The 24488-nt window shown below is 48.1% G+C and carries 27 protein-coding genes; all 27 read left to right on the top strand.

The annotated features are described in order from the left end of the window. The first annotated feature begins 20 nt into the window (after window positions 1–20). The 27 genes from ACTXGO_RS00910 to ACTXGO_RS00780 all read left to right on the top strand — a co-directional run bounded on the left by ACTXGO_RS00910 (window position 21) and on the right by ACTXGO_RS00780 (window position 24283). Window positions 21–245, top strand: a complete 225-nt coding sequence (locus ACTXGO_RS00910) for a hypothetical protein (RefSeq protein ID WP_443573158.1) — start codon at window positions 21–23, stop codon at window positions 243–245. Then, window positions 245–448: a TraR/DksA C4-type zinc finger protein gene (locus ACTXGO_RS00905; protein ID WP_443573157.1), complete on the top strand. Its 204-nt coding sequence runs from the start codon at window positions 245–247 to the stop codon at window positions 446–448. Before ACTXGO_RS00910 ends, ACTXGO_RS00905 begins: the two co-directional genes overlap by 1 nt. A gap of 3 nt (window positions 449–451) precedes the next feature. Beyond that, entirely contained in the window at window positions 452–1018 is a 567-nt protein-coding gene (locus tag ACTXGO_RS00900) for a hypothetical protein (RefSeq protein ID WP_443573156.1), read from the top strand. Further along, window positions 1018–1296 carry a hypothetical protein gene (locus tag ACTXGO_RS00895; protein ID WP_443573155.1) on the top strand — a complete coding sequence of 93 codons (279 nt, stop codon included), beginning with the start codon at window positions 1018–1020 and terminating at the stop codon, window positions 1294–1296. The genes ACTXGO_RS00900 and ACTXGO_RS00895 overlap by 1 nt, the downstream gene beginning before the upstream one ends. Further along, the gene (locus tag ACTXGO_RS00890) at window positions 1296–1796 is read left to right on the top strand and encodes a DUF1804 family protein (RefSeq protein ID WP_443573154.1); all 501 of its coding nucleotides are present in this window, start codon (window positions 1296–1298) and stop codon (window positions 1794–1796) included. The genes ACTXGO_RS00895 and ACTXGO_RS00890 overlap by 1 nt, the downstream gene beginning before the upstream one ends. Further along, window positions 1796–2050 (top strand): DUF3310 domain-containing protein, encoded by a 255-nt coding sequence (locus tag ACTXGO_RS00885; protein ID WP_443573153.1) that lies wholly within the window; start codon window positions 1796–1798, stop codon window positions 2048–2050. The genes ACTXGO_RS00890 and ACTXGO_RS00885 overlap by 1 nt, the downstream gene beginning before the upstream one ends. A 109-nt stretch (window positions 2051–2159) precedes the next feature. Beyond that, on the top strand, window positions 2160–3788 hold the full coding sequence (terL, locus tag ACTXGO_RS00880) for a phage terminase large subunit (protein ID WP_443573152.1): 1629 nt from the start codon (window positions 2160–2162) through the stop codon (window positions 3786–3788). A 15-nt stretch (window positions 3789–3803) separates the two neighbouring features. Continuing rightward, window positions 3804–5300: a phage portal protein family protein gene (locus tag ACTXGO_RS00875; RefSeq protein WP_443573151.1), complete on the top strand. Its 1497-nt coding sequence runs from the start codon at window positions 3804–3806 to the stop codon at window positions 5298–5300. Further along, a complete protein-coding gene (locus tag ACTXGO_RS00870) occupies window positions 5293–6168 on the top strand; it encodes a phage head morphogenesis protein (protein ID WP_443573150.1) in 876 nt (291 codons plus the stop codon). Before ACTXGO_RS00875 ends, ACTXGO_RS00870 begins: the two co-directional genes overlap by 8 nt. Before the next feature lie 40 nt (window positions 6169–6208). Continuing rightward, a complete protein-coding gene (locus ACTXGO_RS00865) occupies window positions 6209–6490 on the top strand; it encodes a hypothetical protein (RefSeq protein ID WP_443573149.1) in 282 nt (93 codons plus the stop codon). Window positions 6491–6791: 301 nt separating this feature from the next. Then, a complete protein-coding gene (locus tag ACTXGO_RS00860; protein ID WP_443573148.1) occupies window positions 6792–7772 on the top strand; it encodes a hypothetical protein in 981 nt (326 codons plus the stop codon). A 100-nt stretch (window positions 7773–7872) separates the two neighbouring features. Next, window positions 7873–8256 (top strand): hypothetical protein, encoded by a 384-nt coding sequence (locus tag ACTXGO_RS00855; protein ID WP_443573147.1) that lies wholly within the window; start codon window positions 7873–7875, stop codon window positions 8254–8256. A 76-nt stretch (window positions 8257–8332) separates the two neighbouring features. Continuing rightward, entirely contained in the window at window positions 8333–9322 is a 990-nt protein-coding gene (locus ACTXGO_RS00850; RefSeq protein WP_443573146.1) for a major capsid protein, read from the top strand. Between the two features lie 70 nt (window positions 9323–9392). Beyond that, window positions 9393–9617 (top strand): Acb2/Tad1 domain-containing protein, encoded by a 225-nt coding sequence (locus tag ACTXGO_RS00845; RefSeq protein ID WP_443573145.1) that lies wholly within the window; start codon window positions 9393–9395, stop codon window positions 9615–9617. A gap of 8 nt (window positions 9618–9625) precedes the next feature. Beyond that, the gene (locus ACTXGO_RS00840; RefSeq protein WP_443573144.1) at window positions 9626–10057 is read left to right on the top strand and encodes a gp436 family protein; all 432 of its coding nucleotides are present in this window, start codon (window positions 9626–9628) and stop codon (window positions 10055–10057) included. Window positions 10058–10059: 2 nt separating this feature from the next. Beyond that, a complete protein-coding gene (locus ACTXGO_RS00835; RefSeq protein ID WP_443573143.1) occupies window positions 10060–10509 on the top strand; it encodes a phage virion morphogenesis protein in 450 nt (149 codons plus the stop codon). Further along, window positions 10502–10975 carry a phage tail terminator protein gene (locus ACTXGO_RS00830; RefSeq protein WP_443573142.1) on the top strand — a complete coding sequence of 158 codons (474 nt, stop codon included), beginning with the start codon at window positions 10502–10504 and terminating at the stop codon, window positions 10973–10975. Before ACTXGO_RS00835 ends, ACTXGO_RS00830 begins: the two co-directional genes overlap by 8 nt. Window positions 10976–11260: 285 nt before the next feature. Beyond that, window positions 11261–11992: a phage tail tube protein gene (locus ACTXGO_RS00825; protein WP_443573141.1), complete on the top strand. Its 732-nt coding sequence runs from the start codon at window positions 11261–11263 to the stop codon at window positions 11990–11992. Between the two features lie 155 nt (window positions 11993–12147). Then, window positions 12148–12279: a hypothetical protein gene (locus tag ACTXGO_RS00820; protein ID WP_443573140.1), complete on the top strand. Its 132-nt coding sequence runs from the start codon at window positions 12148–12150 to the stop codon at window positions 12277–12279. Between the two features lie 104 nt (window positions 12280–12383). Further along, window positions 12384–12986 (top strand): hypothetical protein, encoded by a 603-nt coding sequence (locus ACTXGO_RS00815; RefSeq protein WP_443573139.1) that lies wholly within the window; start codon window positions 12384–12386, stop codon window positions 12984–12986. An 85-nt stretch (window positions 12987–13071) separates the two neighbouring features. Then, window positions 13072–16446, top strand: coding sequence for a tape measure protein (locus ACTXGO_RS00810; protein ID WP_443573138.1), 3375 nt, complete (start codon window positions 13072–13074; stop codon window positions 16444–16446). A gap of 1 nt (window position 16447) precedes the next feature. Further along, on the top strand, window positions 16448–16846 hold the full coding sequence (locus ACTXGO_RS00805; protein WP_443573137.1) for a hypothetical protein: 399 nt from the start codon (window positions 16448–16450) through the stop codon (window positions 16844–16846). A gap of 43 nt (window positions 16847–16889) precedes the next feature. Further along, window positions 16890–20543 carry a hypothetical protein gene (locus ACTXGO_RS00800; RefSeq protein ID WP_443573136.1) on the top strand — a complete coding sequence of 1218 codons (3654 nt, stop codon included), beginning with the start codon at window positions 16890–16892 and terminating at the stop codon, window positions 20541–20543. Window positions 20544–20561: 18 nt separating this feature from the next. Further along, the gene (locus ACTXGO_RS00795) at window positions 20562–21485 is read left to right on the top strand and encodes a hypothetical protein (RefSeq protein WP_443573135.1); all 924 of its coding nucleotides are present in this window, start codon (window positions 20562–20564) and stop codon (window positions 21483–21485) included. Then, on the top strand, window positions 21482–21877 hold the full coding sequence (locus tag ACTXGO_RS00790) for a hypothetical protein (RefSeq protein ID WP_443573134.1): 396 nt from the start codon (window positions 21482–21484) through the stop codon (window positions 21875–21877). Before ACTXGO_RS00795 ends, ACTXGO_RS00790 begins: the two co-directional genes overlap by 4 nt. Before the next feature lie 18 nt (window positions 21878–21895). After that, window positions 21896–24046, top strand: a complete 2151-nt coding sequence (locus ACTXGO_RS00785; RefSeq protein ID WP_443573133.1) for a hypothetical protein — start codon at window positions 21896–21898, stop codon at window positions 24044–24046. 9 nt (window positions 24047–24055) lie between these two features. Next, window positions 24056–24283: a hypothetical protein gene (locus tag ACTXGO_RS00780; protein WP_443573132.1), complete on the top strand. Its 228-nt coding sequence runs from the start codon at window positions 24056–24058 to the stop codon at window positions 24281–24283. Window positions 24284–24488: the final 205 nt, after the last annotated feature.

Here is a 24488-nt window from a genome sequence, read left to right as displayed (position 1 = left end):
ACTAATACAGGATAAACCCTATGAGCATCGAATATGTAGCGGGTCAGATTATCGAGCTGACCGATGACGACTTTGCAAATGCTGAGGCCGAATGCCTTGCGCAGACGAATTATCATCATCCATTAAAGCCTGCGACTAATGCACAGATGCGCAAGCTTGGACAGCATAACCTCAAGTCTCTACAGCTTATGAAAGAGCTGCAACTGCACTTACAGCAAGCTGAGCCAATGGAAGTGGATATTTAATGACTGAAATTATAGAAGCGGCAAACAAGCAAGCACAGGCAGAGATTGACGCGATACTCAGTCATACCAAGCTCTCGCCTGCTAATAGCATCTATGACTGCGTCGATTGTGAGTCGCCCATCGGCATCCCGCGCAAGACCGCTATACCGTGGGCTATCCGCTGTATTACGTGCCAAGATATTTACGAGAAAGGGAAACGGTAAACGATGACTATAAAAACATCATTAGGTAACGGCTTGATCGTGATCGGTAGCTATCTTGGTACCAAAACAGCAGTACTGGCAGCGACAACGAATGAAACAATCCCCAAATCCACAGAACTCGCTGATACGACGCTGCAATACAGTACCAAATTTAGCGACCCGTATAGCTTGGTTGGATTTGTAGTACCTAACTGGTGGGGCATCGTTTTTTATATCGCATTTTTGGTCATTGGCTCAGCGTTTAGCATCAATCAAAAGACGCCTATCGATGACAAGTTCAAATATCCGTTTATGCGTCCCTTTTATAGTCTCGCGTTTGGCTCGGTAATGACCTTGTTTGTGTTGCCACAGTTTTATGAGGGTATCACTATCTGGGGTTTGATTTGGCCCGCGCTGTTTTGTACGTCTATCGGTGGCGTCGTCATCTACTACGTGATTGACTTTTTTACCTCTCGTAAACTGTGGGCGATGATAAGTGATTGGGGTTACAAGGCTGTCGCTGAGTACCTAAAAGGGCTACCAAGCAGGATAAAAGCGGCTATCAAAGCGTTTGCGGGAGGTGATAAATAATGGCTTTATTCAATATTTTACTCGCTGTTGGTGGCATGATCGGCTGGTTCTATGTGTGGTTTATTGCCAAGTATCAAACAGGCTGTACTGCTCGTATACAGTGGGGTGTGATGCTGATCGGACTGGTATTTTTGTCAATATTTTTGGCAGATACTTATCAGGGCCGAGAGCCGACGAGTCTATCCGTACTCGCTCGATTAACTTTTATCCTAGCGATGTACCTACTATCACCGCTGCTCAAAGTAACGGACGCGCTGCTGAAAAAGGACGAAACCTAATGGCACATTCGCAGGCGACAAAAGACGCGCTACGCAAAAAGTATATCTTTGATGGTCTATCACTGACAATGGCAGCGGTCGTCACCGAGGTCAGTTATCCAACGGCTCAGCGCTGGAAAAATGCGGCTCAAGAAGAAGGCGATAACTGGGATAAGGTAAAGCTTGCGCATAGCATGGCAGGTGGCGACATCGAGGATATGTCGCGGCAAATACTTGCAGACTTTATCATACAGTTTAAAGGCACGATGGAGTGCATCAGAAATGATGACAAGATGCACTCATCTCAACGTGTCGAGCTGCTCACCAGTCTCGCCGATAGTTTTAATAAAGCAGTCGCTGCTAATCGCAAGATGCTGCCTGAGACCTCTGAGCTAGCCGTAGCGTTTAAGGTGCTTGGTCTGTTGTCTAAATATATCCAAGAGCACAAGCCAGATCTACTGCCTGAATTTGTGGCGGTACTAGAACCGTTTGGCGAGGCTGTTGCGAAGGAGTTGAAATAATGAGTGATATAAAGCGAGCACCTGACCAAGTCGGCGGTGACCATTACCAGCAGTATGAGATTGAGCCGATAATGGCGATGCGCGACTGGCTGAACGAAGACGAGTTTAGAGGGTTTTTGCGTAGTAGTGCTTTGTATTATCAGATTCGGTACCGCGATAAAAACGGCATCGAAGATCTGAAAAAAGCGCAATGGTTTTTGAATGAGCTGGTAGGTTTTGAGCAGTCTCTAGTCGGTGCAGATCACAATGACTGACTTTGAAACTCAGTTATTACAACGTCTAAAAACGATTAGCAGTCAGCTGTCATGGGTCTGTATCTGGTTGTTTATCATTATGCTCAATACGTGTGCAGGATAAAAAGCAATGAAGTCTAAGGATTTTTTAGAACGTCTCAAAGATATATCGCGAGAGCTACAAGCTGATATCGATGCGCACTGTAACGACTGGGACAATGACCCTGCTGCTATTAAAGAGCGCGTCGCCAAGGTCAAAGACAAAGTCACTGGCTTTGAATACTTTGTCACACATTACTTTCCGCATTACTTGCGTAATCCGACTCAATCACACCTGCATGAGTATCTATTTAAGCGCCTACCGCAAATTTTATCATCAGAGCGCTCAGAGCTTGACGCCTTAGCTGCCCCGCGTGGTGAAGCTAAATCGACTATCGTCACCCGCTTATTTGCGCTGTATTGCATCGTCACCGATCAAAAAAAGTACATCGCGATCATTAGTGACAGTATCGATCAGTCCGCTGAGTTTTTGCAAGCTATCAAAACCGAGCTGGAAGTCAATCCGCGTATCAGCACTGACTTTCCAAAAGTGGTCGGTGCTGGCCGCGTCTGGCAAGCCTACACCATCCATACCGCCAATAACATCAAAGTGCAGTGCGCAGGCGCTCGCAAAAAGATGCGTGGTTGGGTCTTTGGCGCTTACCGTCCTGACTTAGTATTGCTCGATGATCTGGAAAATGATGAAAACGTCGAGAGTCCAGACCAGCGCGACAAGCTGCATAAGTGGCTACTACGCACACCGCTCAAGCTCGCGGCTGCTGGTGAAAAGATGGATGTCGTCTATATCGGTACTATCTTGCATCATGACAGCGTCCTCAATCGCATACTCAAAAACAAAGGCTGGACGACGCGCGTGTTTAAAGCGCTGCTTGAATGGCCGGATAATATGAAGTTGTGGGATGAATGGGAAGCTATTTACCATGACGAAGGCGAAGATGCCGCTGTTGCTTACTATCAAAAGCACAAGCGCAAGATGGATAAAGGCGCTGTGGTGTCTTGGGATGCAAGGCCAGTACTAGCGCTAATGATTATCCGCGCGCGTGACGGTCATAGTAACTTTGACAGCGAGCTTCAGAATGATCCCGCTGCTGGAGAGGACGCGCCATTTAGCGACTCAATTACTTACTGGCGTGAGCTGCCTGCGGGTCTGGTGTACTTTGCCGCGCTTGATCCGTCGCTGGGTAAAAAAGGTTCTAAGCGTAAGAAAGGCGATCCGTCCGCTATTGCTATCGGCGGCTATGACCGGCTAAACGGCAAGCTGCACGTTGTTATTGCTGATATTCAGCGCCGGACGCCTGACAAGATTATCTCTGATGTCATCCGCTACCAAAAAGAGTACCCACAGATATTAGGCTGGGCTATTGAATCGATAGCATTCCAAGAGTTTTTGCGTACTGAGATCGTCAAGCGTTCTGCTGCTGCGGGTATTCATGTGCCTGCTATCCCTGTCATGCCGCATGGCGATAAGCTGCTACGTATTGAGGCACTACAGCCGCACATGGCAAACGGTTTATTACTACTGCATCATAAGCAAAAGGCGCTGATTGCACAGTTTACTCATTTTCCAAAACATGAGAATGACGACGGACCAGATGCGGTAGAGATGCTTTGGAAGCTCTCGACTAGCTTTGCCCGTGCGAGCAATACCCCAGTGCAAGCGCTACACGTACCGACGCCAAGCTTATACGACCACTATTAGCATTAAGGAATAACTATGTTTGGAGCTAAAGCCAAAAAACAAAAGGTAGACCAAAAGACGCTACTAGTCGCTTATGATACCGCGCTACAAGGCTCTGACGCGGTCAGCGCTGACGCACTATTAGAAGAGACGGGCAAGACACGTCAAGAGCTACTAGACGCCGTCATGGCAGATGATGAAGTGATTAGCTGCCGTGAGGATATCGAAGGCGCTATCGCTGCCGCTGCATGGCGAATATGGGGCGATGATGTCGATGAGGATCTAATCAATCGACTGTATCGTATCTTTAGACGACTGCATAAAGACTTTGCCGGTCTTGCGATATTATCTAAATGGAATGGCTATGCGGTTGGTGAGTACGTGTTTAAAAAGGAGCCGGACGGATTTTTGACGCTCGATAGTATCTTGTCCAAAGATGGTGAGCTTGATAATTATACGCCCATGCGTGATGGCTCAGTGCAGCTCAAAACCGAAGATGAGCCGATTGAGATTAATCAGAGCATTAAGTACCTGGTACTTACTAGCAAGGCCGTTCCCGCGCGCCCCGCTGGTGAGTTGATGATTGTCCGTGCTTATCCGGCTGTGGCTTTGCGTCGCCGCGAGTGGGCGTATGCTGGGCAATTCATCGCGCGTTACTCTCAGCCCTACGTGGTGGGCAGTCAAGGCGATGCTGGTGGCTTTGGCGGTACGCTCAATGACTTTACCAGTAAGATATTTAGCTTTTTGAACGGCGGCGCAGCTGGTATTGGCAAAGATGACAAAATCGAGATGCACCAGTTAAGCGGCGATGGCTCAGCGTTTGAGTTATTTGAGCGCTTGGCTAATAGACGTATTCAAAAGCTACTACTCGGTCGTGTCAAAACTAGCGAGCTGACATCAGGCTCACGCTCTGCACAAGAGGCGGACGATGTAGCGCGTCAAGATCGCGTAATGTCCTATCTTGAGCTAATGACCAAGGCTCTACAGCACGCGCTTGATGCCATTGTCGCCGTCAATCAAGCATGGGGCGTGCCGATCAATGCTCCGCAAGGCATCTGGTTTGAATACCCTAAGATCAAAGCCTTTAATATTGAAGAAGCAGACAGAGACGTTAAGTATGTCAGTACTGGTCAAGTCAAACTGACTAAGCAACGGCTATTAAATGTCGGCTACGAAGAGTCTGAGTTTGAGATGATTGAGCCAGCTACCGCGCCGACGCCAGTACCAACGACACAGCAAATACTGGACCAGCTCTCACTGCAATACAAGCTGTCGCAAAACCTGCCGACCATCATTACCGATCCTGCGACGGATGACGATATCGATAAAGAGCGCGACTTGATGCAACCCAAGATTGACGCTTTGCTTGAGTTGTCACAAAACTGCGAGAGCTATGATGAGCTAAAGCTAGGCTTGGCAAAACTAGAGCTGCCTGATGACGGCGTAGTCGCTGACCTCGCTGATGCGATGATAGCGACGTTTATCGATGGTCTCATCGATGATAAGGCTAAAAAGGACGACAACGATGCCTGATGCCTATACCGATAAAGACTTCGACGTTTTGCCTAACTTGGAGGCTATCAAAGCCTTTAACGCAAAGATGGTCGGCTCAAGCTTTAGCTATCTTGATGTGCTCGCGCATGAGCACGCGGTGGCCTTTACCGTCGCCAAGATGATGGATATGGATATGCTATCCGAGACGCGCGATGCAATAAGCGCCGCGCTTGAGAATGGTACCGACTTTCGCGACTTTCAAAAACGTCTTAAGCCGTACATGATGTCAAAGGGCTGGTGGGGTGAGCAGGTCATGAGCGACCCTATCGATGGCTCTATCCAAAAAGTACAGCTGGGGAGTACTCGCCGCCTGCGAGTGATTTATCAGACTAATTTGCATACGGCATACGCTGCTGGACAATGGGAGCGCATACAGCAATCAAAAGACGCGCTACCGTATCTGCAATATATGCCGTCCTTAGCTACTCGTAAGCGTGACGACCATAAGCAATACTACGGTATTATCCGTCCTGTCGATGATCCCATCTGGCAGCAGATATTACCGCCAAACGGTTATGGGTGCTTATGTTGGGTTAAGCAGCTCACACGTAAGCAGTCCGAACGCGCAGGCGGTGTGACCGAAGATAAAGACATCGAGTATGAAGAGGTAGAGAACCCACGCACGGGTAAAGTTGAGCAAGTGCCTACGGGTATTAGCTTAAGCTTTGCGCATAATCACGCTAACCGCTTAGGCTCGCTGTTAGAGCTAGCAGAAGAGAAGCACGGTCGCGAGTTTCGAGCGCAGCTGATACCGCAGCTTGCCGATTATATGCAAAGACTGCTAGAGGCCGGAATGGTCGATATGATAAAAGATGATCCGAGGTTTAAGGCGTTATTGCCTGAGTAGGATAGATGGTTTTACCGATTAAAGTATAAGGATGCTTTGTATGATAGATGCCGTTGATATTTCTAATGAAGAGCCACAAGCTAATAGATTGCTAGATCATTTACGCCGCAAAATAACGGAAAGGAAAGAAGCTGGCGAAGTATCTCTTGATGTTCATAAAGGACGATTTATTCGATATGCTAAGAAAGATTTTAAACCTGCAATAGGCGCTTTGATTGCTGAAGGGTATTTGGTTGCAGAGTGCACCAAGACAAGTAAATTCTATAATAGTGACATGCATCCCGTTATTAGATATTCCGTTATAATCTCATGGGATAAATAATTTGTAATGAAGATAGAGAACCCACCCTAAAAAGTGGGTTTTTTATTGCCTATCGTTTTTAACCACTCTACTGATAACCACAATAGCGTTTAACACCCGTTTAACGTCTCGACCACGCGTTTACAAAATGATTATCACGTCATTACAGCAAATCAAAGCTAACGCGCCTTAAATCGCAAAATAGACGCTTATCTAAAATAAGACGTGCTTAACTGAACGCCATCATCTAACGACAATCTAAGCGCCTAATCATAATGAGACTTTATCAAGATTAGATTTTACTCATTAGCTGGACGCCACTATGCCAAAAGACAAAAAGCCAATCGTTTACCTGTTAGCCGAAGTCAATGTCGCAGATGCGCCTGCTGACGCTGACAATGACCTGCCGCGCAAGTTCAGTGGTGTCGCCAACTCTGGCAAACCTTTTAATCACTACGGCGAGATGGTTGTCGTGGATCTATCCGATATCACCTATAAAGACAATGTCCCAGCACTGCTGCTACATGACCGCGCCCAACGCGCAGGCTTTGGCAAGCTGTCCGTAGAGAGTAATCAGCTGATGATGAACGGTATGTTACTCAATAACGTCTACGGTCGCGAAGTCGCTGACGAATCAGATGCAGGCTTCCCGTGGCAGATGTCCGTCCACGTTAACGCCAATAGCATTCATGAGCTAGGCCAAAACGAAACCGCTACCGTCAATGGCGCTGAAGTTACTGGCCCACTAGTTATCCTTAAAAATTGTAGCGTCAGCGAGGTGTCCTTTACGCCTACTGGCGTGGACTCCGAAACCAATGCCGTTGCCTTAGCGGATAGCGGCCTACCTAAAGCCACCCCACAACCGACTCCAACTCAAACGACAGGTGATGATATGACACTCGAAGAAGCAATGGCGGCTATCGCTGCAAAAGACTTAGAGATTAAAACGCTCAAAGAAGAAAAGGCCGAACTTGAGAAAGAAAAAGCGGAAGCTGAAGCCGAAGCAAAAGCAGCGGCTATCGATGCCCAACTGTCGCAAGCAGGCTTTACCAAGTCTGAAGACGGCAAATCGTGGAACGGCGTTAGCGCTAGTACGGTCAATGTATTGCTATCCGCAACTCCTGAAGATGCTAAGTCAATGATCGGTGATTTGCGTGCGCCTAGCACTCAAGACCATGTGCCTGACTATTTGCTTGGTGAGCAGCATCCACCTAGCGGCAATGGTCAAGACCGCCAGCTGTCTAGCAATCCAATGCTAGCTAATGCGGAAGCACGAGCTAAAGAGGCGCAAAACTATATCTAAACCACGCTAGATGACCGCCGCGCGTCTGAGATCGGTGCGGCGATTGTCTCTAACTTATTTATGACACTCACTTTTACACCTCGCACCCTAGGAGCACTCCATGCCCAATGAACACTATGTCACGATTGGCGATATCTTAAAGTCTGAAGCGGATTTTAATAACCGTATCGCTATCCCTGCCGCTGCCGGTACCAAAACTGGTGCGCTGGTTAAATATAACGAACGTAACGAATACTTATTTGCCTTAACCGACGAAACGAACGGCGAAGTACTCGTACAGCCTCATAACTGTACGATATTTTTAGGTAGCATTCCGCAGGCCAACATTGATGCAATTACTACTGATGAAGATGGACTGGTAACGCTAACTGTTGAAAATCTGGTCAAACAAGGCGACTTGTACGGCATCAAGTATGTCGGTACGCCAATGGCTAGCGGTCTTGTGATGGATGGTTTCAGTGGCGGCGACGGCGGCGCGGAGTAAACGCCAGATCCAGTGCCAAACCCTCTTTAACCCCTTTTTAATATTCTTTTAACGCAAGTAAAATTAGGAATTATTTATGCCTTTACGTAATGATAGTCAGTATGGCGTCGTGCCAATGACCGAGGCAATTAACAAGCTGCCTGCCAATCCAACCATTATCCGTGAGCTTGGCTTGTTTAAGCCATCTTATGAAACCACTACTTCTGTCGCTGTGGAATCCAAAGACGGCGTATTAACGCTAGTTAATGCGGTGCCGCGTGGTACGCCTGGTGAGCCTGTCGTGTCTAAGCTTGGTAATCGCCAAAGCTTTGAGATGTTGCATCTACCTAAGAGTGATATCGTCCGCGCTGACGATGTGCAAAACGTCCGCGCTTTTGGTACTGCTAATAAGGCTGCCACCGTCGCTGAAAAGGTCAACGATAAGCTCGCTGATATGAAGTCAGATATTGAGTTTACCCGTGAGCATCTTATGCTTGGCGCTTTATCCGGTAAGATCCTCAATGCCAATGGCGACCCTATCGTCGATATCTATGATCGCTTTGGCTTAGAGCGACTGAGTATTAACTGGAACTTGTCAGCGACTACCAGTAACGTCGGATTGATGATTGACAAAGCAGTACGTCAGCTGAGCAAAAAGCGCGGCGGCGAAGTCGTTAAGGGCTGGATTGTACTGTGCTCACCAACCTTTATGGACGCAGTAATTTATCACAAAACCGTCACGGCTATCTATGAGCGCTATCAAGAAGGCGCAGCATATCGTAGCGGTGACACCAGCGTTGGCTTTGAGCATAAAAACTTAAAGTTCATTAATTATGACCATGTGTTTGACTCTGGCCTACAAATTACCGAAGGTGAAGCGATTATCTTACCCGCAGGCACTAAGAGTACGTTTAAAGAGTTCTTTGCCCCTGCCGATATGACCGCGACGGTTAATACCAAAGCGCTGCCGTACTACGCAAGCCGTGAAAAGCTCGATCATGATAAAGGCTGGAGCTTGGAGGCGCAATCTAACCCATTGCCGTTACTACTCCGTCCTGAGCTAGTCGCTACGCTGAAGATGACCTAAAACCAAACCCCTTGACTGGCATCAGCTGGTCAAGGACGTTTTACCCAATTAATTACACAAGGTACATACCATGAGCGATGAAAAACCAAAAATCACAGGCTATCGCGTATTAACCCAAGCTGAAATCGACTTGATGAATAAGGTCAAGGCTAAGGGCGCAGAGCTTGGTGAGCTAATCCAAGAGCTAAAAGCTACTGATGGTTTAGATCAGCGCTGGATTGCTACTGGCGCAACCGACATTCAAAAGGGCTTGATGGCGGTGACACGCGGTATTGCCCAGCCTAATAGTTTTTAGGACTGACCATGATAACCCTACAAGACCTAATCAAGCGCTTTGGCGAGTCTGAAATAGCCAAGCTGACAGACAGAGAGGCTTATCAAGTGATTGATGAGTCAGTCGCACAGACAGCTATCGAAGATGCTGAAGGCGAAGTCGCAGGGTATTTGCGAGCAGCTGGATTAGTTACCAAAGACGCTTTGGGTCGTGTGGTTTATCGTAATGGCGCTGAAATACCAGATGATCTAGTACGGCACACTTGTAATATCGCGCGCTATAACTTGTATGACAATGGCGTCACAGAAACGGTCGAAAAGCGCTACGACGATGCGATCAAGTGGCTCGATAAGGTCAAAAAAGACCCAACCATGCTAACCGGTCCTGCCGCGCCTAGTACCAGTACTAGCGGTAGTATCGCAGTGATACCTAATCCAGTACCTAGTCTTTATCAGGATTAATTATGCAAATCAATGTTAACAGTCAACTGCCTGAGCTGCTCGATAATGTCAATGACATCTATCTCAAGCTAGGCGGTGACTTAACGCCATTGATGCGCGGTGTCGGCTCGATACTGGAGAACAGCACCCGCGATAGGTTCCGCACTAAGACTGCGCCCGATGGCAGTACTTGGGCAGACTTAAAGCCGTCTACGCTCAAAGCTAAAAAAGGCCGTGGTAGCAAGATGGTCGAGTATGGCGACTTGATGCGCTCTATTACCAGCTACGCCAATAGCACCTCATCGGCAGTCGGTACCGATAGACCGTATGCTAAATACTCTCAAACGGGCACTAAGAATAGCGATGGCTCTGAAAAAATGGCAGCCCGCCCAATATTTGGTATCTCAACCCAAGACCGTACCGACATCTTGGATTTAATGAACGACTTTATGGCAGGAGTGGTCAATGGCTAATGTACCGGCTTGGAACGATAACGCCTTGGCTTGCTATCCGTATTTGCTCAAGCGTCTGCGTGAAGTGTCACCAGTTAAGCGCGTGTTAGAAGCGGCAGACTTTGCAGCGATTAGCGGCGCTCAGCGTAAGCAAGTCCCGCTTGACGGTGCGGTCTACCTAATACTAGACGGCTACACACCTACGGCGAGCAATGCCAATAGCCGTGAGCAGCTGATTGAGATTGGCTTTAGTGTGATATTAACCAAGCAGCAATTTACTCCAAACCCTGCGGCGGACGATGTCGGTAAGACATTGACGGCACTATCAAAAGCCCTACAAGGCTTTGACCCTAGCGATGAGCAAGGTCGCGCTTTAGTGACTGAGCCATTCGAATCACGCGCCGCGCTACCTATCCAATACGAAGACGGCTTTGCTTTTTTCCCGCTACGCTTTACCTGCGAAGTGGCAATACTTTCTGATAATTAATAAGGATTTTTATGCTTAAACGACACCTAACATCTATGCTCGCGACTGTAATGATGGCGTTAACGACAGGAGTAAAACACTGTTTTCAATCACCACTCACGGCAAATCGAGATCATTGCATTAAATATTCAGTGAGCACCTTGGACTTTCGAGCGCCTTGGTTTGTAATTTCTCACAACTCGCGCAATAACACCCGCACTAAGCCCAAGCGCAAAAAGTAATTAACCCTTAATCAAACTCATGTTAAACCCAATTTAAGTAGCATTTAAACCAGAGGATAAGACTATGGCACAACGAGGTAAGAAGTACAGCGGCGACTTGTTCGCGCGTAAATGGGGTTCTATGGACGGCTTTGTCATGATAGGCAACGTCACCGAACTATCCACAAGTAAAGAATCAGATAGCGATCAGCTGACCAGTACCGGTCGCGGCGAATATGGCGAAGTCATCGAAAACGAAAGCATCCCAGGCCCGACTGAATTGGCAATTAAGTTTAATACGTTTGATAAGCACGCTATGGCGCGCGTCATGATGGGCGAAGCGGTTGACTTGTCTACCACGCCTGTTGAATTTACTGACGAGCCGTTGACTGTCGGTATGAACTGGCTAAAACTGGCTCACCGTGATATCGATGAGACGACGCTCGTACTCACTGACGATACCGCCACCGTTATCCCAGCGGATACTTATGATGTCAATCCGCGTCTAGGTATGGTCAAGTTTAACGATACGAGTACGTTATTGCCAGGCGCGTCAATTACTTATGCAGGTACGACCAAAGGATCGGCAGGCTATCAGATTGATGCTAATACTTTGACCAGCTTACCACTTGAGATGTACTTGGATGGCAAAGACCGTATCTCTGGTCAAGACGGTATTCTGGATCTACCTCATGCTGATCTATCGAGTGATAGCGATATCAACTGGTTTAGCGACGATTGGTGGGAAGGCGGATTATCTGGCCCACTTATCAAAGATGCTGGCAAACCTACTATGCGCTTTATTGAGTATAAATAAATCGTACTGTTAAAGATTATTAGGCAAACCAAAAAAGGGACACCACTTATGGCGTCCCTTTTTTTATGTCATAAAATATAAAATAGTTATTTAATTGTGCATAACTATCTAAACTTAGATATCATAATGCTTTAAAAGTAACTTGAGGCGCTCTTATGGATGATAAGTGTCCTGATTGGATGAGACTATGGTTTGAGGTGTTTTTTATTGATGCGATAGCAATAACTGATGATACGCCGCTACCACTTGGGTGGTGCGTCTATGTTGAGGCATTGCACCTTGAGTAAAGTGCTGCAAAGTAATAAATCGCTTTTAATGGCCTGACTGTTCAGCACTAAATCAAAGTGCTACTATGGCGCAAACGTAGACCAAACGATAGTTAGGAGTGATGATGAAGCGAATATTGGCGTTATTATTGTGTATAAGCTTGGCAGGTTGTGGCGGTGACGACGACATAGAGCCAGTTCGCCAAGCCTTAGAACGCCCTGGCATCCCAAATAATGGCGGCAGTGGCGGCGGCAATCCGAATACGCCCAATTTGCCTACGCCTGACAGCAATAGCTTGTGGGAGTATCAGCAAAACGATAGCTTTAGGAGTGCGCGGATCTACTCAACCAATACCGTGCCTACGTCTAACGAGTTTAACGATGCGACCATGCTAATTACTCTGACGAGATATAATGATGACGATACAGATTCACTCGAATTAACTATAACAGTGCTATTTGCCGATACCGCTTGTGATGTCTCTTGCAACATTCGTTTTAAGAAAAATGGTAGGCCGGGTAGCGTTTATTCAGCTCGCGAGTTTATTGAGCGTGTGTTTACCAACGATAGCTTTGGCGCTAGCGACTTACGTGGCATTATCAAAGATATTCAAGTCTCAAACAATGCCTCTATCACCGTGCCACTAACACAAACCAGCCCAGAGTCACCGACTGAGGGCGAGTTCTTCTTTGACTTTAGCGGCTACGATACCAAATTTATGCGCTAATCTGGCTAATTAACTGAACGTCATCATCTAACCACTACTTATACCAAGTGTGACAATGACCCTAGTACTTTACTAGGGTTTTTTTATGGCCAATCGCTTAGATACTGAGCTGCTCATCACCGCAGGTGTGGACGGCCTACAGCATATCGACAAGCTCATCGCAAAGATAGAAGAAGCTGGCGGCGACACTGACCAGCTCCGTGATGCTGCGCGTCGATTAAATAGCGAGTGGGATGATCTATCCGCTGAAGAGCAAGCGTCGCGCCTACGTGATCTAGGTAATGCCGCTAATGCGGGTGCAGATGATTTAGGTCTACTAAGGCGTCGCACGGATGAACTAGACGATTCTAACGATAGACTAGGTAAAGGCGTCGATAAGGTTAAGGGTGCGTTCAACGGCCTACAAGGGATGCTAGCGACGTTGGGTATCGGTGTCGGCGCGTCCGAACTGCTTGATATGGCGGATAAGTTCAAGACTTTAGAGGCTAGAGTTAGACAAGCCACTGGCGAAGGCATTAATTTTATCAATGGTTTTAGCGGCGTACAAGATATCGCTAATGAGACTTTTACCAGTATCGAAGATACGGGCGAGCTTTTTAGTCGCATCAGCCGCGCTGGTAAAGAGATGAATCTAGCGCAAAAGGATGTGCTATCAGTTACCAAAACCATCAACGAGGCTATCCAGCTCTCAGGCGGTAGCGCCGAGTCTAATCAAGCGGCTATCACCCAGCTCATTCAGGGTCTGCAATCGGGCGTTGTGCGTGGTGAAGAGTTTAACTCCATCATGGAACAGTCGCCTCGACTTGCACGTGCAATGGCTGATGGACTTGGTGTTACGCTCGGCGAGCTACGCGCGATGTCGGCACAAGGTAAGTTGACATCAGAAGTGGTTATCAACGCCGTACAGTCCCAAGGCGATGCTATCCAGTCTGAGTTTGATGCGATGCCATTGACCATAGGTCAGTCGTTAACTCAGCTAAAAAACAACTTTTTAAGCTTCGTTGGCGATATCGATAAGCAGCTCAACTCATCAGGAGGTGTGTCGTCTATTATTCAGAATATGGCGAATAGCTTAGATGAGATTGATCCTGCTACCGTTGATGCCGTAAAAGAAGCTTTCTCTCAGCTAGGTGAAGTCGCTCAAATACTAGCGACAAGCGTATTTACAGTGACAGATAATTTAGCTGACGTTTGGAATGCCTTTGATGGCACGACTGCGGCAGGTGAGCAGGTAGGTTTGCTTACCAAGATTGTTCAAGAGCTATCAATATTTATCGGACATATAGCCGACGGTCTAAAAGGTCTACAAATTGCAAGCGATCTGGCTTGGGGCGGAATGCTGAAAGGCACAAGCCTATTACTTGAAGCTTACGCAAGGTTGACAGGCGGCAGTACTGATGCCGCTGATGCCATGATGGCAAAAGGCGACGAGATGGTTGCCCGCGCCAAACAAAACGCTTTGAATTTTGAGTCCTCAGCAGTAGCCGCTGCCAATAACGCAGCTAAGACACATCAAGAGCGCTTAGATGAAACCGCAGAAAAGTCGCGTCAAGTCTACGAGCAAATGGCAGCAGACGGCACAGCATCAGCAGGCAAGATACAAGAGGCCTATGTCAAAGCTTCCATTGATGCGATCAAAGCTAATGGCGATGTAGTCGATGCAAGACTAGCGGCGGAACTTGCTGAGCAAGGATTGCAAGCCGAAATAAGTGAGACAGGCCGCGTCACCATCAACGTCATGGCTGACCAAGCTGCCGCGATAGATGACATCTCTAGTGCCTCAGCATTACTAGATAAGCAGATTGTTGAGGCAGCAGATTCGTTCAAAACGCTAGGCTTAGATGCTGAGTACTTCGCCACAGGTATGGATAGCAAGGTTACAGCATCGGTCGGCGCATTTAGCGAAGTCGCCAAAATAGCGGGCAATGACACCGCTATGCTTGCTCGCGCTTATAGCGCCGCATCTGAGCAAGTTGGTACCAATGCCCAAGCACAAGCTCTTTTGCAGCAGCAACTCCTTGCGTCTGTCAACGGCAACAGTCAACTCGCTGACGAAGTCAAACGCGTCGCTATCGAACAGCGTAATGCCAAGTCTGCCGCTGACGAGCAAGCTGCCGCCTTGTCCAGACTCGGTATCAACATCGATGCTGTCAATCAAAAAATGAGTGCGTCAGGACTTGAGATGGTCACGACGCTCAGAGCGGGTGTGACTGCTATCAAAGAGCAAGCGACCAGTGCGGACGCTCTCAAGACCGCGCTGTCTCAAGCGCTTGATACCTCTATTGCCGCAGCGCAGACAAAGGCGGACTTTGACGCCATCAATCAGGCACTCAGAGAGACAGGCGTCGCAGGCAAAGTGTCAGCTGAGCAGATGACTTTGATCAAAGCCGGTATGCAAGGCGGCGCAGATGCGGCCAAAGTCGCTGCCGATTCAATCAAGGCGCAAACCCAATCGCTCAATGATAATGTCATCGCGACCACGTATAACACTGATGCTAGCCGTGATAATGCCAATGCCAAAGACAAACAAGCACTTGCTGCCAAAGCGGCTGGCGATGCGGAGCTCGCTGCTGCCGAAAAGTCACGCATAGGCGCAGGCGGCGCGCGTGAGGCGATGCAACAGTATATTGATGTCATTAGTGACCGTATATCAGCCATGTCTGAGCTGGGTGCTACTGAGCAGCAAGTAGGCGATATCCAAGCTAAGTTTTATAAAGACATGGAAGGTTATACAGGCAGTTGGGATCGTATGTCCGCAGGCGCGGATAGATTATCAAGCGAGATTTATCAGCAAGAGCAGCGTTTTATCGATGCCCGCGATGCTGCCGTAGAGATGACCGGTGCCCTTGGTGGTGCTGAGGTGACAAGCAATGATTTATCTCGTGCCCAGCGCGTGCTCAGTCAAGCCACGACGACGACGATTGACGGTCTAGTGCGCATGGATAAGACCACCCTGACCAATCTCCAAAACGCTATCGATGGCGCGCGTGACCGCATGAAAGGTCTATCAGACGATGCAAAGAATACTGCCGATCAATTAGAAGCTACCCTGGCCAAGCTACAAGGTAAAGATGACAAAGCTCGCGAAATCGAGCAAACCAAAAAGCTCTCTGACTTAGAGGCGCTACTCGCAGACGCTCGCAAGCGCGGCAACACAGAAGAAATCAAGCATTACAACGAAGCACTAAGGTTGCAAAAAGAAATCAATCGCGAAGAAGAAAAAGCCGCCCGTGACCGCGAACGCGAAGCCAAACAACGTGAGCAAGAGTCACAAAATCGCAGCGCTAGCACAAACAGCAATGCTAATCGCGGCAATAGCAATAATAACAACAGTCAAAGCGCAAGCGAAGTCGCGGCAATATGGAACGATCGCATCGAACGCGCAAAAACAGAAGCCGCTAAGCAAGCGGTAGATGACTTTATGAAACAACTCAAAGACGAAGCTAAGCGGAGCGCGTAGCATGTGGCAATTACAACGCAATGACAATCAAGCGGTTATGAATTTACATAGCCAGTACTGGTGGTCGGACGAATACAGCTGGTCATCGCTCAAGCAGTCCAAGCCTGTCTACTCGCTATCAGGTGCGATGCACATTGACCAAGGCACGATGCTCGCTGGTCGTCCGATCACGCTTGATTGCTCAAAAGCTCGTATCAAGCGCATGGATATGGAGACGCTACAAGACTGGTCGATGGTACCAGAGTTAAAAATGACGCTGACACATCCAGACGGTCGCACGTTTATAGTGATGTTTGATAGTCCAGCGCTGACAGACATCGAGCCGGTTAAGAACTACCGCGCAGGCGATGAGGAAGGTAACGACCCCTTTAAAGCAAACATCATATTAATGACCGTTTAACCGACGCTCAAACTCTATTTAAAAGCAGCTCAAAGGATTATAAATGGCAACTCCAGAGACTAAGATAAAACGCAGCGACCTACAGTTTTTCCCGTCCGAGCGCCTGACGGATAACGATGATGGTGGCGGTATGCCCTTGGGCACGCCGATCAGTGGCGCGGCCAATGAGTTATTCAATCCAATATCTAGTATCGCCCGTGTCAACGGTGGCTTTTATCTGCGCCTAATTTATGCGGGTGTGTTGCGAGCTGATGATGAGCCGCTCATAGGTTCGTTTGCTGCAATTACTAAGCCGCCAACTGACGACACTGTCAGCTATCTACTCTCACGTGCAACCAAGTTTGGCGAGCTACGTCATGAGTCGCTTGATCGCATTGAGGCGTACAACATTGCGAGTATCGAGTCGCGCATGACGCTACTATCGACGCAATCGCAAAACTCTAAGATTGTGCAAGCGTACCAGCGTCGTGGCGAGCCGTTACCACTCGTCGGTGATGTCTATTGCTTGCGTCAAGACAAGGCAGGATTCGTTAAGCGTGAGCAATATATCCAAGTCAGCCGCGTAACGTCAGAGGATCGCACATTCGTAGAGCAGCGCAGTGGCGCGGTCAAAGAGTTTACCGTGACCGTCGTCAAGATGGAAATATCAAGTGTGTTAGAGGCGGACTTTATCGGTGTGGATTATCCAGCCGAGGGCTATGTCGATGCACCGTGCAAGATCCGTGAGACCAGCGTCGCAGATGCAGCACAGTACTACGGCATAAAGCCACTTGCTGAAGCCATCGCAAAAGACACACAAACTATCCGCATTCCTAGTCTCATGGAAAAGATCGTACCGACAAACCAAATCGAGACATTTTTAACGAATCTAACCGCCGCAGGTCAACGTCAAACGCTATTTGATGGTGCTAAGACGGGCACAGATGGCGTGGTGACACTAGCGATCAACAAATCACATAGCGCTGGTACTACGTCGTCTATTTATTTGGGTAATGCCGCTGTACCTAACAGCATTTCGATAGCGACAAACTCTGGCACGATAACGGACAAGGGCGGTACGTTAGTACTAGGCGATGTGGCTGTCGGTACTATTCGCCAGTCAGCGGGCGAGCTGCTTATTAATGCACCAAGCTTTACAGGCTATATCACATCCGTGTCATTCCGTCCTGCGGGTAGCGAGCTACAAGTGGCTAACACTGCGCGCGAGGATGTAACGATTAACAATCGCAGCAACCTAACGTCGCTCAATATTGATCCACCACCAGCAGTTGGTAGTCTACAAATGAGCTATCGCGCGCAAGGTCAGTGGTATGACCTACGTGATGACGGCACAGGCGTACTACGCGGCGCGTCAGCTGCTCACGGCTCAGGTAGCGTTAACTTTGCGACTGGTGGCGCTCAAGCAACCATGGGTGAGCTACCTGACGTCGGTAGTGCCATTATTTGGTCATGGGGCACGCGCGCTAGATACTTCAATCGCTCAGGTAGTACGACTAACGCTAAGATGGTATTGCAACTTGCGCAAGATGCGGTACCAAGTACGATCTCTTTAGGTTGGACGATTGAGGGCGAGTTAAAAACAGCGGTGTGTGATGCACGCGGTAATATTACAGGCGCATGGACCGGTAAATATGACAGTGCGACACGTCAGATTCGCATCGATACAGGTGCTAATTTTAATCATCATGCGGGATTGTTGGACATTACAGTTACGTACAGTACGGGGGATGCGGATACTTTCGATATAACGCTATCGTCAGTTGATAGTAATAACGAGGTAACGTTTACGACGCCGAGCTTCGCGCCAGGTACATTATCTTTTACGTACCAGCTAGGGTTGCCCGCAGGATATTATAGGGAAAAAAATAATAATGTCGCTACTGCTACTGCACGCGATGACGGTTCGGGCAATATCATTAATGAGAGCGATATTATTGTCGGGTCGATTGACTATGAGACGGGTGTGGGTGTATTTAAGCCTGCAGCGACCAAGCAGGTTATGAAGCCTATATACAAAATATCTGAGATGCTAGTCGGTAACGCAGGCGCTTTTGGCAATGCGGGAGGATCTGGCGGCGCTGTCGTGATGAGGTATCCCTATCTACAAAGTTACGAGTCTGCAAATATAGAGCTGACCTTACCGTACCCCACGTCAACTAGTACGGCTAGGGGTCTGGCATTTGGAGTGGATACCGCCACGGCAGTCACCGAGCAGCTCGCAAGCGGACCGATTGAGATTGATCTACTACCTACCTTTGCTGAAATAGTAATGCCTGCTAGCGTCAATTTTACGTGGACTGGCAAAACTTACTTTGATAAAAACGGCAGTATCTACACCGATCTCAATCCTGTCACTGGCGTATCCACGCCTGTCGGCAGCATCGATTATCAAGCCGCCAAAGTCACCCTGACCAACTGGCAATGGGTAGATGCAACCCAGCCTGTCCTTAAATCACTAGCGACAAGCTTGACGGGCAATCCAATTAGTGCCGTAACGTTTCGCACTCCAAGCTCACCAATTAAGCCTGGCAGCCTTGCACTACGTGCCACCGCTGTTGATGGTACGCTAGTCAGCGCAAAGGTCAATCTATCGGGCGAGCTAAATGCATCAGGCATATCAGGATTCGTCGATACCGAATACGGTCTAGGTGATGTCCAATTTGGCGATTGGGTCACCGCCGCAGGTAACGAGTCAGAGCCGTGGTATAACGCTGACAATATACGCGATGACGGCAAGATTTGGCGTCCCAAGATGGTCTTTGCCAACACCATTACTTACGACACGCGCTCTTTTAGCTTTTTGCCGATCGATGCTAATGTCGTCAAAATCGACACGGTACGCTTGCCACAAGATGGCCGCATACCAATCTTCCGTCGCGGCGACACGATCATCATCGGTAATCGCGTCACAACTGACATTGGCTCAGCGCATACAGGCGGTCAAACCGTCACGCTACCGCGCACTGATGTGACTCGTATCGGTATCAGTGATGTGGACGATAAGCCGGTCAATGCTGAGCTATGGGATTATGACCTCGCTGCTGGGACGATCACTTGGAAAACGCCGCTCGATCTATCCATGTATAAAATGCCGCTCAAAGTTATGCACGCGCAAGAAGAGCGTAACCGCATCATCCAAGCGGACATCGATGGCACACTGACACTACTGTTTGCCATGCGTCGCAGCTATCCTATCGCTGATACGTACGTCTCAAGCGTCTTGATCGGCGGTGATCTACAAGTCCGTGTGTCGATACCCTTTACTCAAAGAAATTGGAATAACGTTTGGCAAGATACGCCAGTCGGTGCGCAACTACTCAACAAGCTTAATCTCAAAGATTACCCGATGATCCTCACAGATGACGGCGCGATCAAAGAGCGCTGGATGATTAAGATGACGGGCACGAATCAGTTTGAGCTGTACGGTGAGACATTAGGCTTTGTGATGCGCGGCGACACGCTGACTGACCTTGCACCGATTAATCCAGCCACTGGCAAACCTTACTTTACGCTACCCAAGCAGGCTTTTGGTGCTGATGCGCCGTGGGCAAGTCAAGATATTATCCGCTTTAACACGTGGGGCACATTGCTACCGATACTGGTGCTGTGCGCTGTCCAACCCAACCCAAACCCGCCTACAGGCACTGACGGATTTACGCAGTGTCTTTATGGTGATACGACTGAGATTAATGTTTAACTAACTAGAGGATGTATTATGTTTACCGATCTATTCCAGCTTGAGCAAAAGCCCGTTACGGTATTTAGTAGCGCCGATACAAACGCACCAATACTTACTAAGGATCCAGGCTCGCTCAAAACTCTGCTCAAAGCGTGTCTGATTACAGGCTATGGCGATAAAGCTTCATTAGGTTGGGAGATGGCTTTTGAAAGTGAGGATCAAAAGAGCGCTGCGTTTAAGAGTACTGATCCGACGGCTAGCCAGTTTTATTTTAAAATTGATAACTCTGGAACAACGACAGCATTATTGTCTGCTTATCAGACAATGACAGCTATTGATAACGGCGCACAACCAATTGCAATTGACAATATTTATGATTTACACGCAAGCTCTTGGCGCTTAATCGGTCATAGCAAGGCGTTTATATTAGTACTAGATATTAGTGTTAAAGGCGACAAAATTGCTTACCCTATACTATTCGGTGACCTCCCCCGACAGGTCGATAGAGTAGAGCCTCTTTGCGTACTGTGGTCTGCTCGTAAAAATAAGGAAAGCAATTATCCGCGGGCGGGGGGTTTGCAAGCAGTTTTGTTTGCTATACCAAATGGTAACTATCATGATGCGGGTTATGGTCCAACAAGTGGTATTAAGTATCAAGTCGGATATCCTTTGCGTATAAACAGTAGTCAAGCCTCGCAAAATTTAAATATTAACACCTGTCGATTTAGTTATGACAGTTTTCATCAGGCGACTGCACTATATGACTATGTATTGTCAGCTTTAAATGACTCTACGTGGACATTTATACCTATGATGTTACCGATATCATCTAAAATTGGTGAAGCATTGAACCTTAGCCTTTTAGACAGTAGCACCATAATGGTTAGTACGGGCTACGAGCCAAACGATCCGCAGTCAAATTCTGCATGTGCAATACCAATTGACTGGTGGTACGCATGATTAGTGCGTTAGCGTATGCCGTCGATTTATTTCCGCGCTCTCGTAAAAAGCGCCGACCATCAAGATTGCCATTAGATTTCACACTTAGTATTGCCAATAAAAATGTAGGATATATTGCGGGCATAGCGGACGGTATAGTAACTGTGCAAGGTAAAGCGGCGAAGCGCGAAATCTGGTGTATGGACGTCAGTGGTCATGTTTGGGTTCGGCGTTTATGGAGTGATGACAATGGTCACTACATGATTACTGGGCTTGATCCTGATAAGCGCTACTTAGTTATGGCACGCGACTACAACAAAGAGTTTGAGCCGTTTGCTTATGACCACGTTAAGCCTGCAACTGATTTAACCACAGATGGGCAACGAGCGTTACGCGAGTCGTGGACAAAATAACGTTAATTGAGGTGATAAATGGCTAACTCATTGCGCCTCATTCTTGCGCGTCATACCAATAGACGCGCAGGTGCTAATGCATTGTCTATGCCGCTTGAGCGCGGGCTGGGTGATTTGCCCTACTTGATGTATGTGTATGCAGACAGTTTGCCGCTTGCACTAGGGCGTAAAGTGAGTGAGCGTTCTAGCGCTAACACGCTGTATATAAGTCTCAGTCAGCCTCTTGGTACGTATGTGCCGATTGTCTATGTGAGCGCTGATGCGCTGCCGTTACCGGTTAACGTTGCCATATCTAAGCGAGCAGCATCAAGCATGTTAGCGTTACCGCTGTCGCGTAAGTTAGGCACAGTTAATGGCAATGTGATACCGCCGCCCGTTATACCAGAGCCTGAGCCGCCACCAGTTGATCCCGAAGAACCTACCAATCCAACCGACCCTACCGACCCTGTTGATCCCGAAGAGCCAGTAGACCCAGAAGTACCGCTAGAATACGCGCCACCGCTAACCGCGCTATCATCATGCATCAGTAGCGTCATTACAGGCGTCAGCACGATCAATCATTGCCGCGCTTGGCATCATGACGGGCATCATATCGCAAATGATCGCGCTGTCATGCGTACAGACGTGATTAACATCGCACAGCGCTACTCGATGCAGATGCGCGGCCTAATACCGATTGCCAATGATACGTTCACGTTGACCTCACAAGTGTATGAGTTAGCATGTGATGCGCGTATTAGTTATATCGCTTTTATACATATAGATAGTGAGCGTGATTTTAAGCACAGCAGCACTATCGGCTATACGCGCTGTGTTAACACTCATAGCGCAAAAGTCGCCCATTATCGCAACTGCGCTACTTTACCACTCACACCAGCGGTTAATTTTGCCACCAGTACTGGCCACAAGGTGCATGGCGTCAGCATTGATAAGTGTCAACGCTCTAAGATTCAGCACGCGGTACAAGTGCCAGACCGCTACTATCCAATACCTGAACCCTCGCCTGACAAGCCGGATAATGTTTGTCGTATTAGACCGCCTAGCAGTGAGCTACCGCTACGCATGGCACGTAAGCGTAACGAGCTGTTACCAAGTAATCTACCGCTGTCGCTGACGTGTTGGCATGATGATCCGCCACCTACTATCCCAAATTTAAGGAGCTATATTGTGCATAACGTAATTAGCGCGACTATCGGCGGTATTGCAGTCGATATACTGTCGTTTGGCATCAAGACAGACATGGACAGCTACTGTTGGCAGGGCGATATCACGATCACTGCTAAGGATTATGCCAAAATCAAGGCAAAGCTGGACGTACCGCGAGGTTCAGAGCCGATGATTAACGTCACGATTAATGGTTTTGTATTCGCATTCATCGCAGAGGAGCAATCACGTAGCCGTAAATTTGCACAAAACAGCCACAGTCTGTCTGGACGCTCGATTACCGCACGTCTGGGCGCAGATTACGCAGGGTCACAAGGCGGATTGATCGAACAAGCGAGCTTTGTCAGCCAAATTGTCGCGCAGCAGCTCAATGGCTTGTCTGTCAGTGTCCTAGATTGGGATATTAACGACTGGCTAGTGCCTGCGCGCACGTACAGCGCCGCCAATAAGACGCCAATCGCAGTCATCAGCGACATTGCAGCCGCTGGTGGCGGTTTTGTCGTCAGCGACCCATCACAAGCGACACTATCAGTCAGACCACGTTGGCCCGTTTCCGCATGGCAGCTTGCGAGTGCTACGCCTGATATGATCGTACCAATCGACGTGATCGTCGATATCAGCGACAAAAAACGCACTAACCCTCGCTATAACACTGTTTTGCTAACAGGCTCTAGCGAAGGCGGCGAGGTTTATCGTCAAACACAAGGTCAAGACGCTGAGGCACCGACGCAAGACCATGCCCTATACACAGATAGAGATGCCATCGTCCCTGCTGGTACAGCAATACTATCTGATAGCGGTACACATGGCGACTATACGCTCAAGATGCGCTGGGCTGATAAATATAGCATTCAACTGGCAGAGCTGGGGCAAGTCTGGCAGATCAACGACCCAGAAGGCGCATGGCGCGGCGTCACGACAGGCGTAAGTGTTAACATTGACCAAGATAATGATGCGCCCACAGCATGGCAGACCGTCACTATCGACCGTTATTTGGACGCCTAGGAGGAATAAATGAACTTATTAAACGAGTTTAGTCAAATACTTAACCGCACCAATCGTGGAGTGGCACGGGTAACAGGACAACGCGGAGGCGGCAGGTTAGTCGCTGAAATACAGTCAGGAGCGACCATATTGCTTGATGGAGAGATGGAGACTGGAAAGAAGGTCTATTACGACAGATTGACTAGCAAAGTCCTTGGCGAAGCGCCTGATGTTATCTACTCGCAATACGGCGTTTAATAAGCGTTTAAAGCATGTATAATCGTAAGCGTTTAATACTACATATCTATGCACAATTAAACGCTTTTTACGTTTTTACAAATGCAAAACTAAATGCTTATTTATGCAAAACTAATCGCCGTTTTACATTATAAATAGCTGTCATCTCACAAATAACCATTTTAAAAAAGGAATCGCTATGTGCGGAATCGTAGGCGCTGTCGCT

It is taken from the genome of Psychrobacter sp. T6-1 (genome assembly GCF_052258445.1).
The sequence above is the reverse complement of the archived record's forward strand: the minus strand, read 5'-3'. Positions and strand labels throughout refer to the sequence as shown.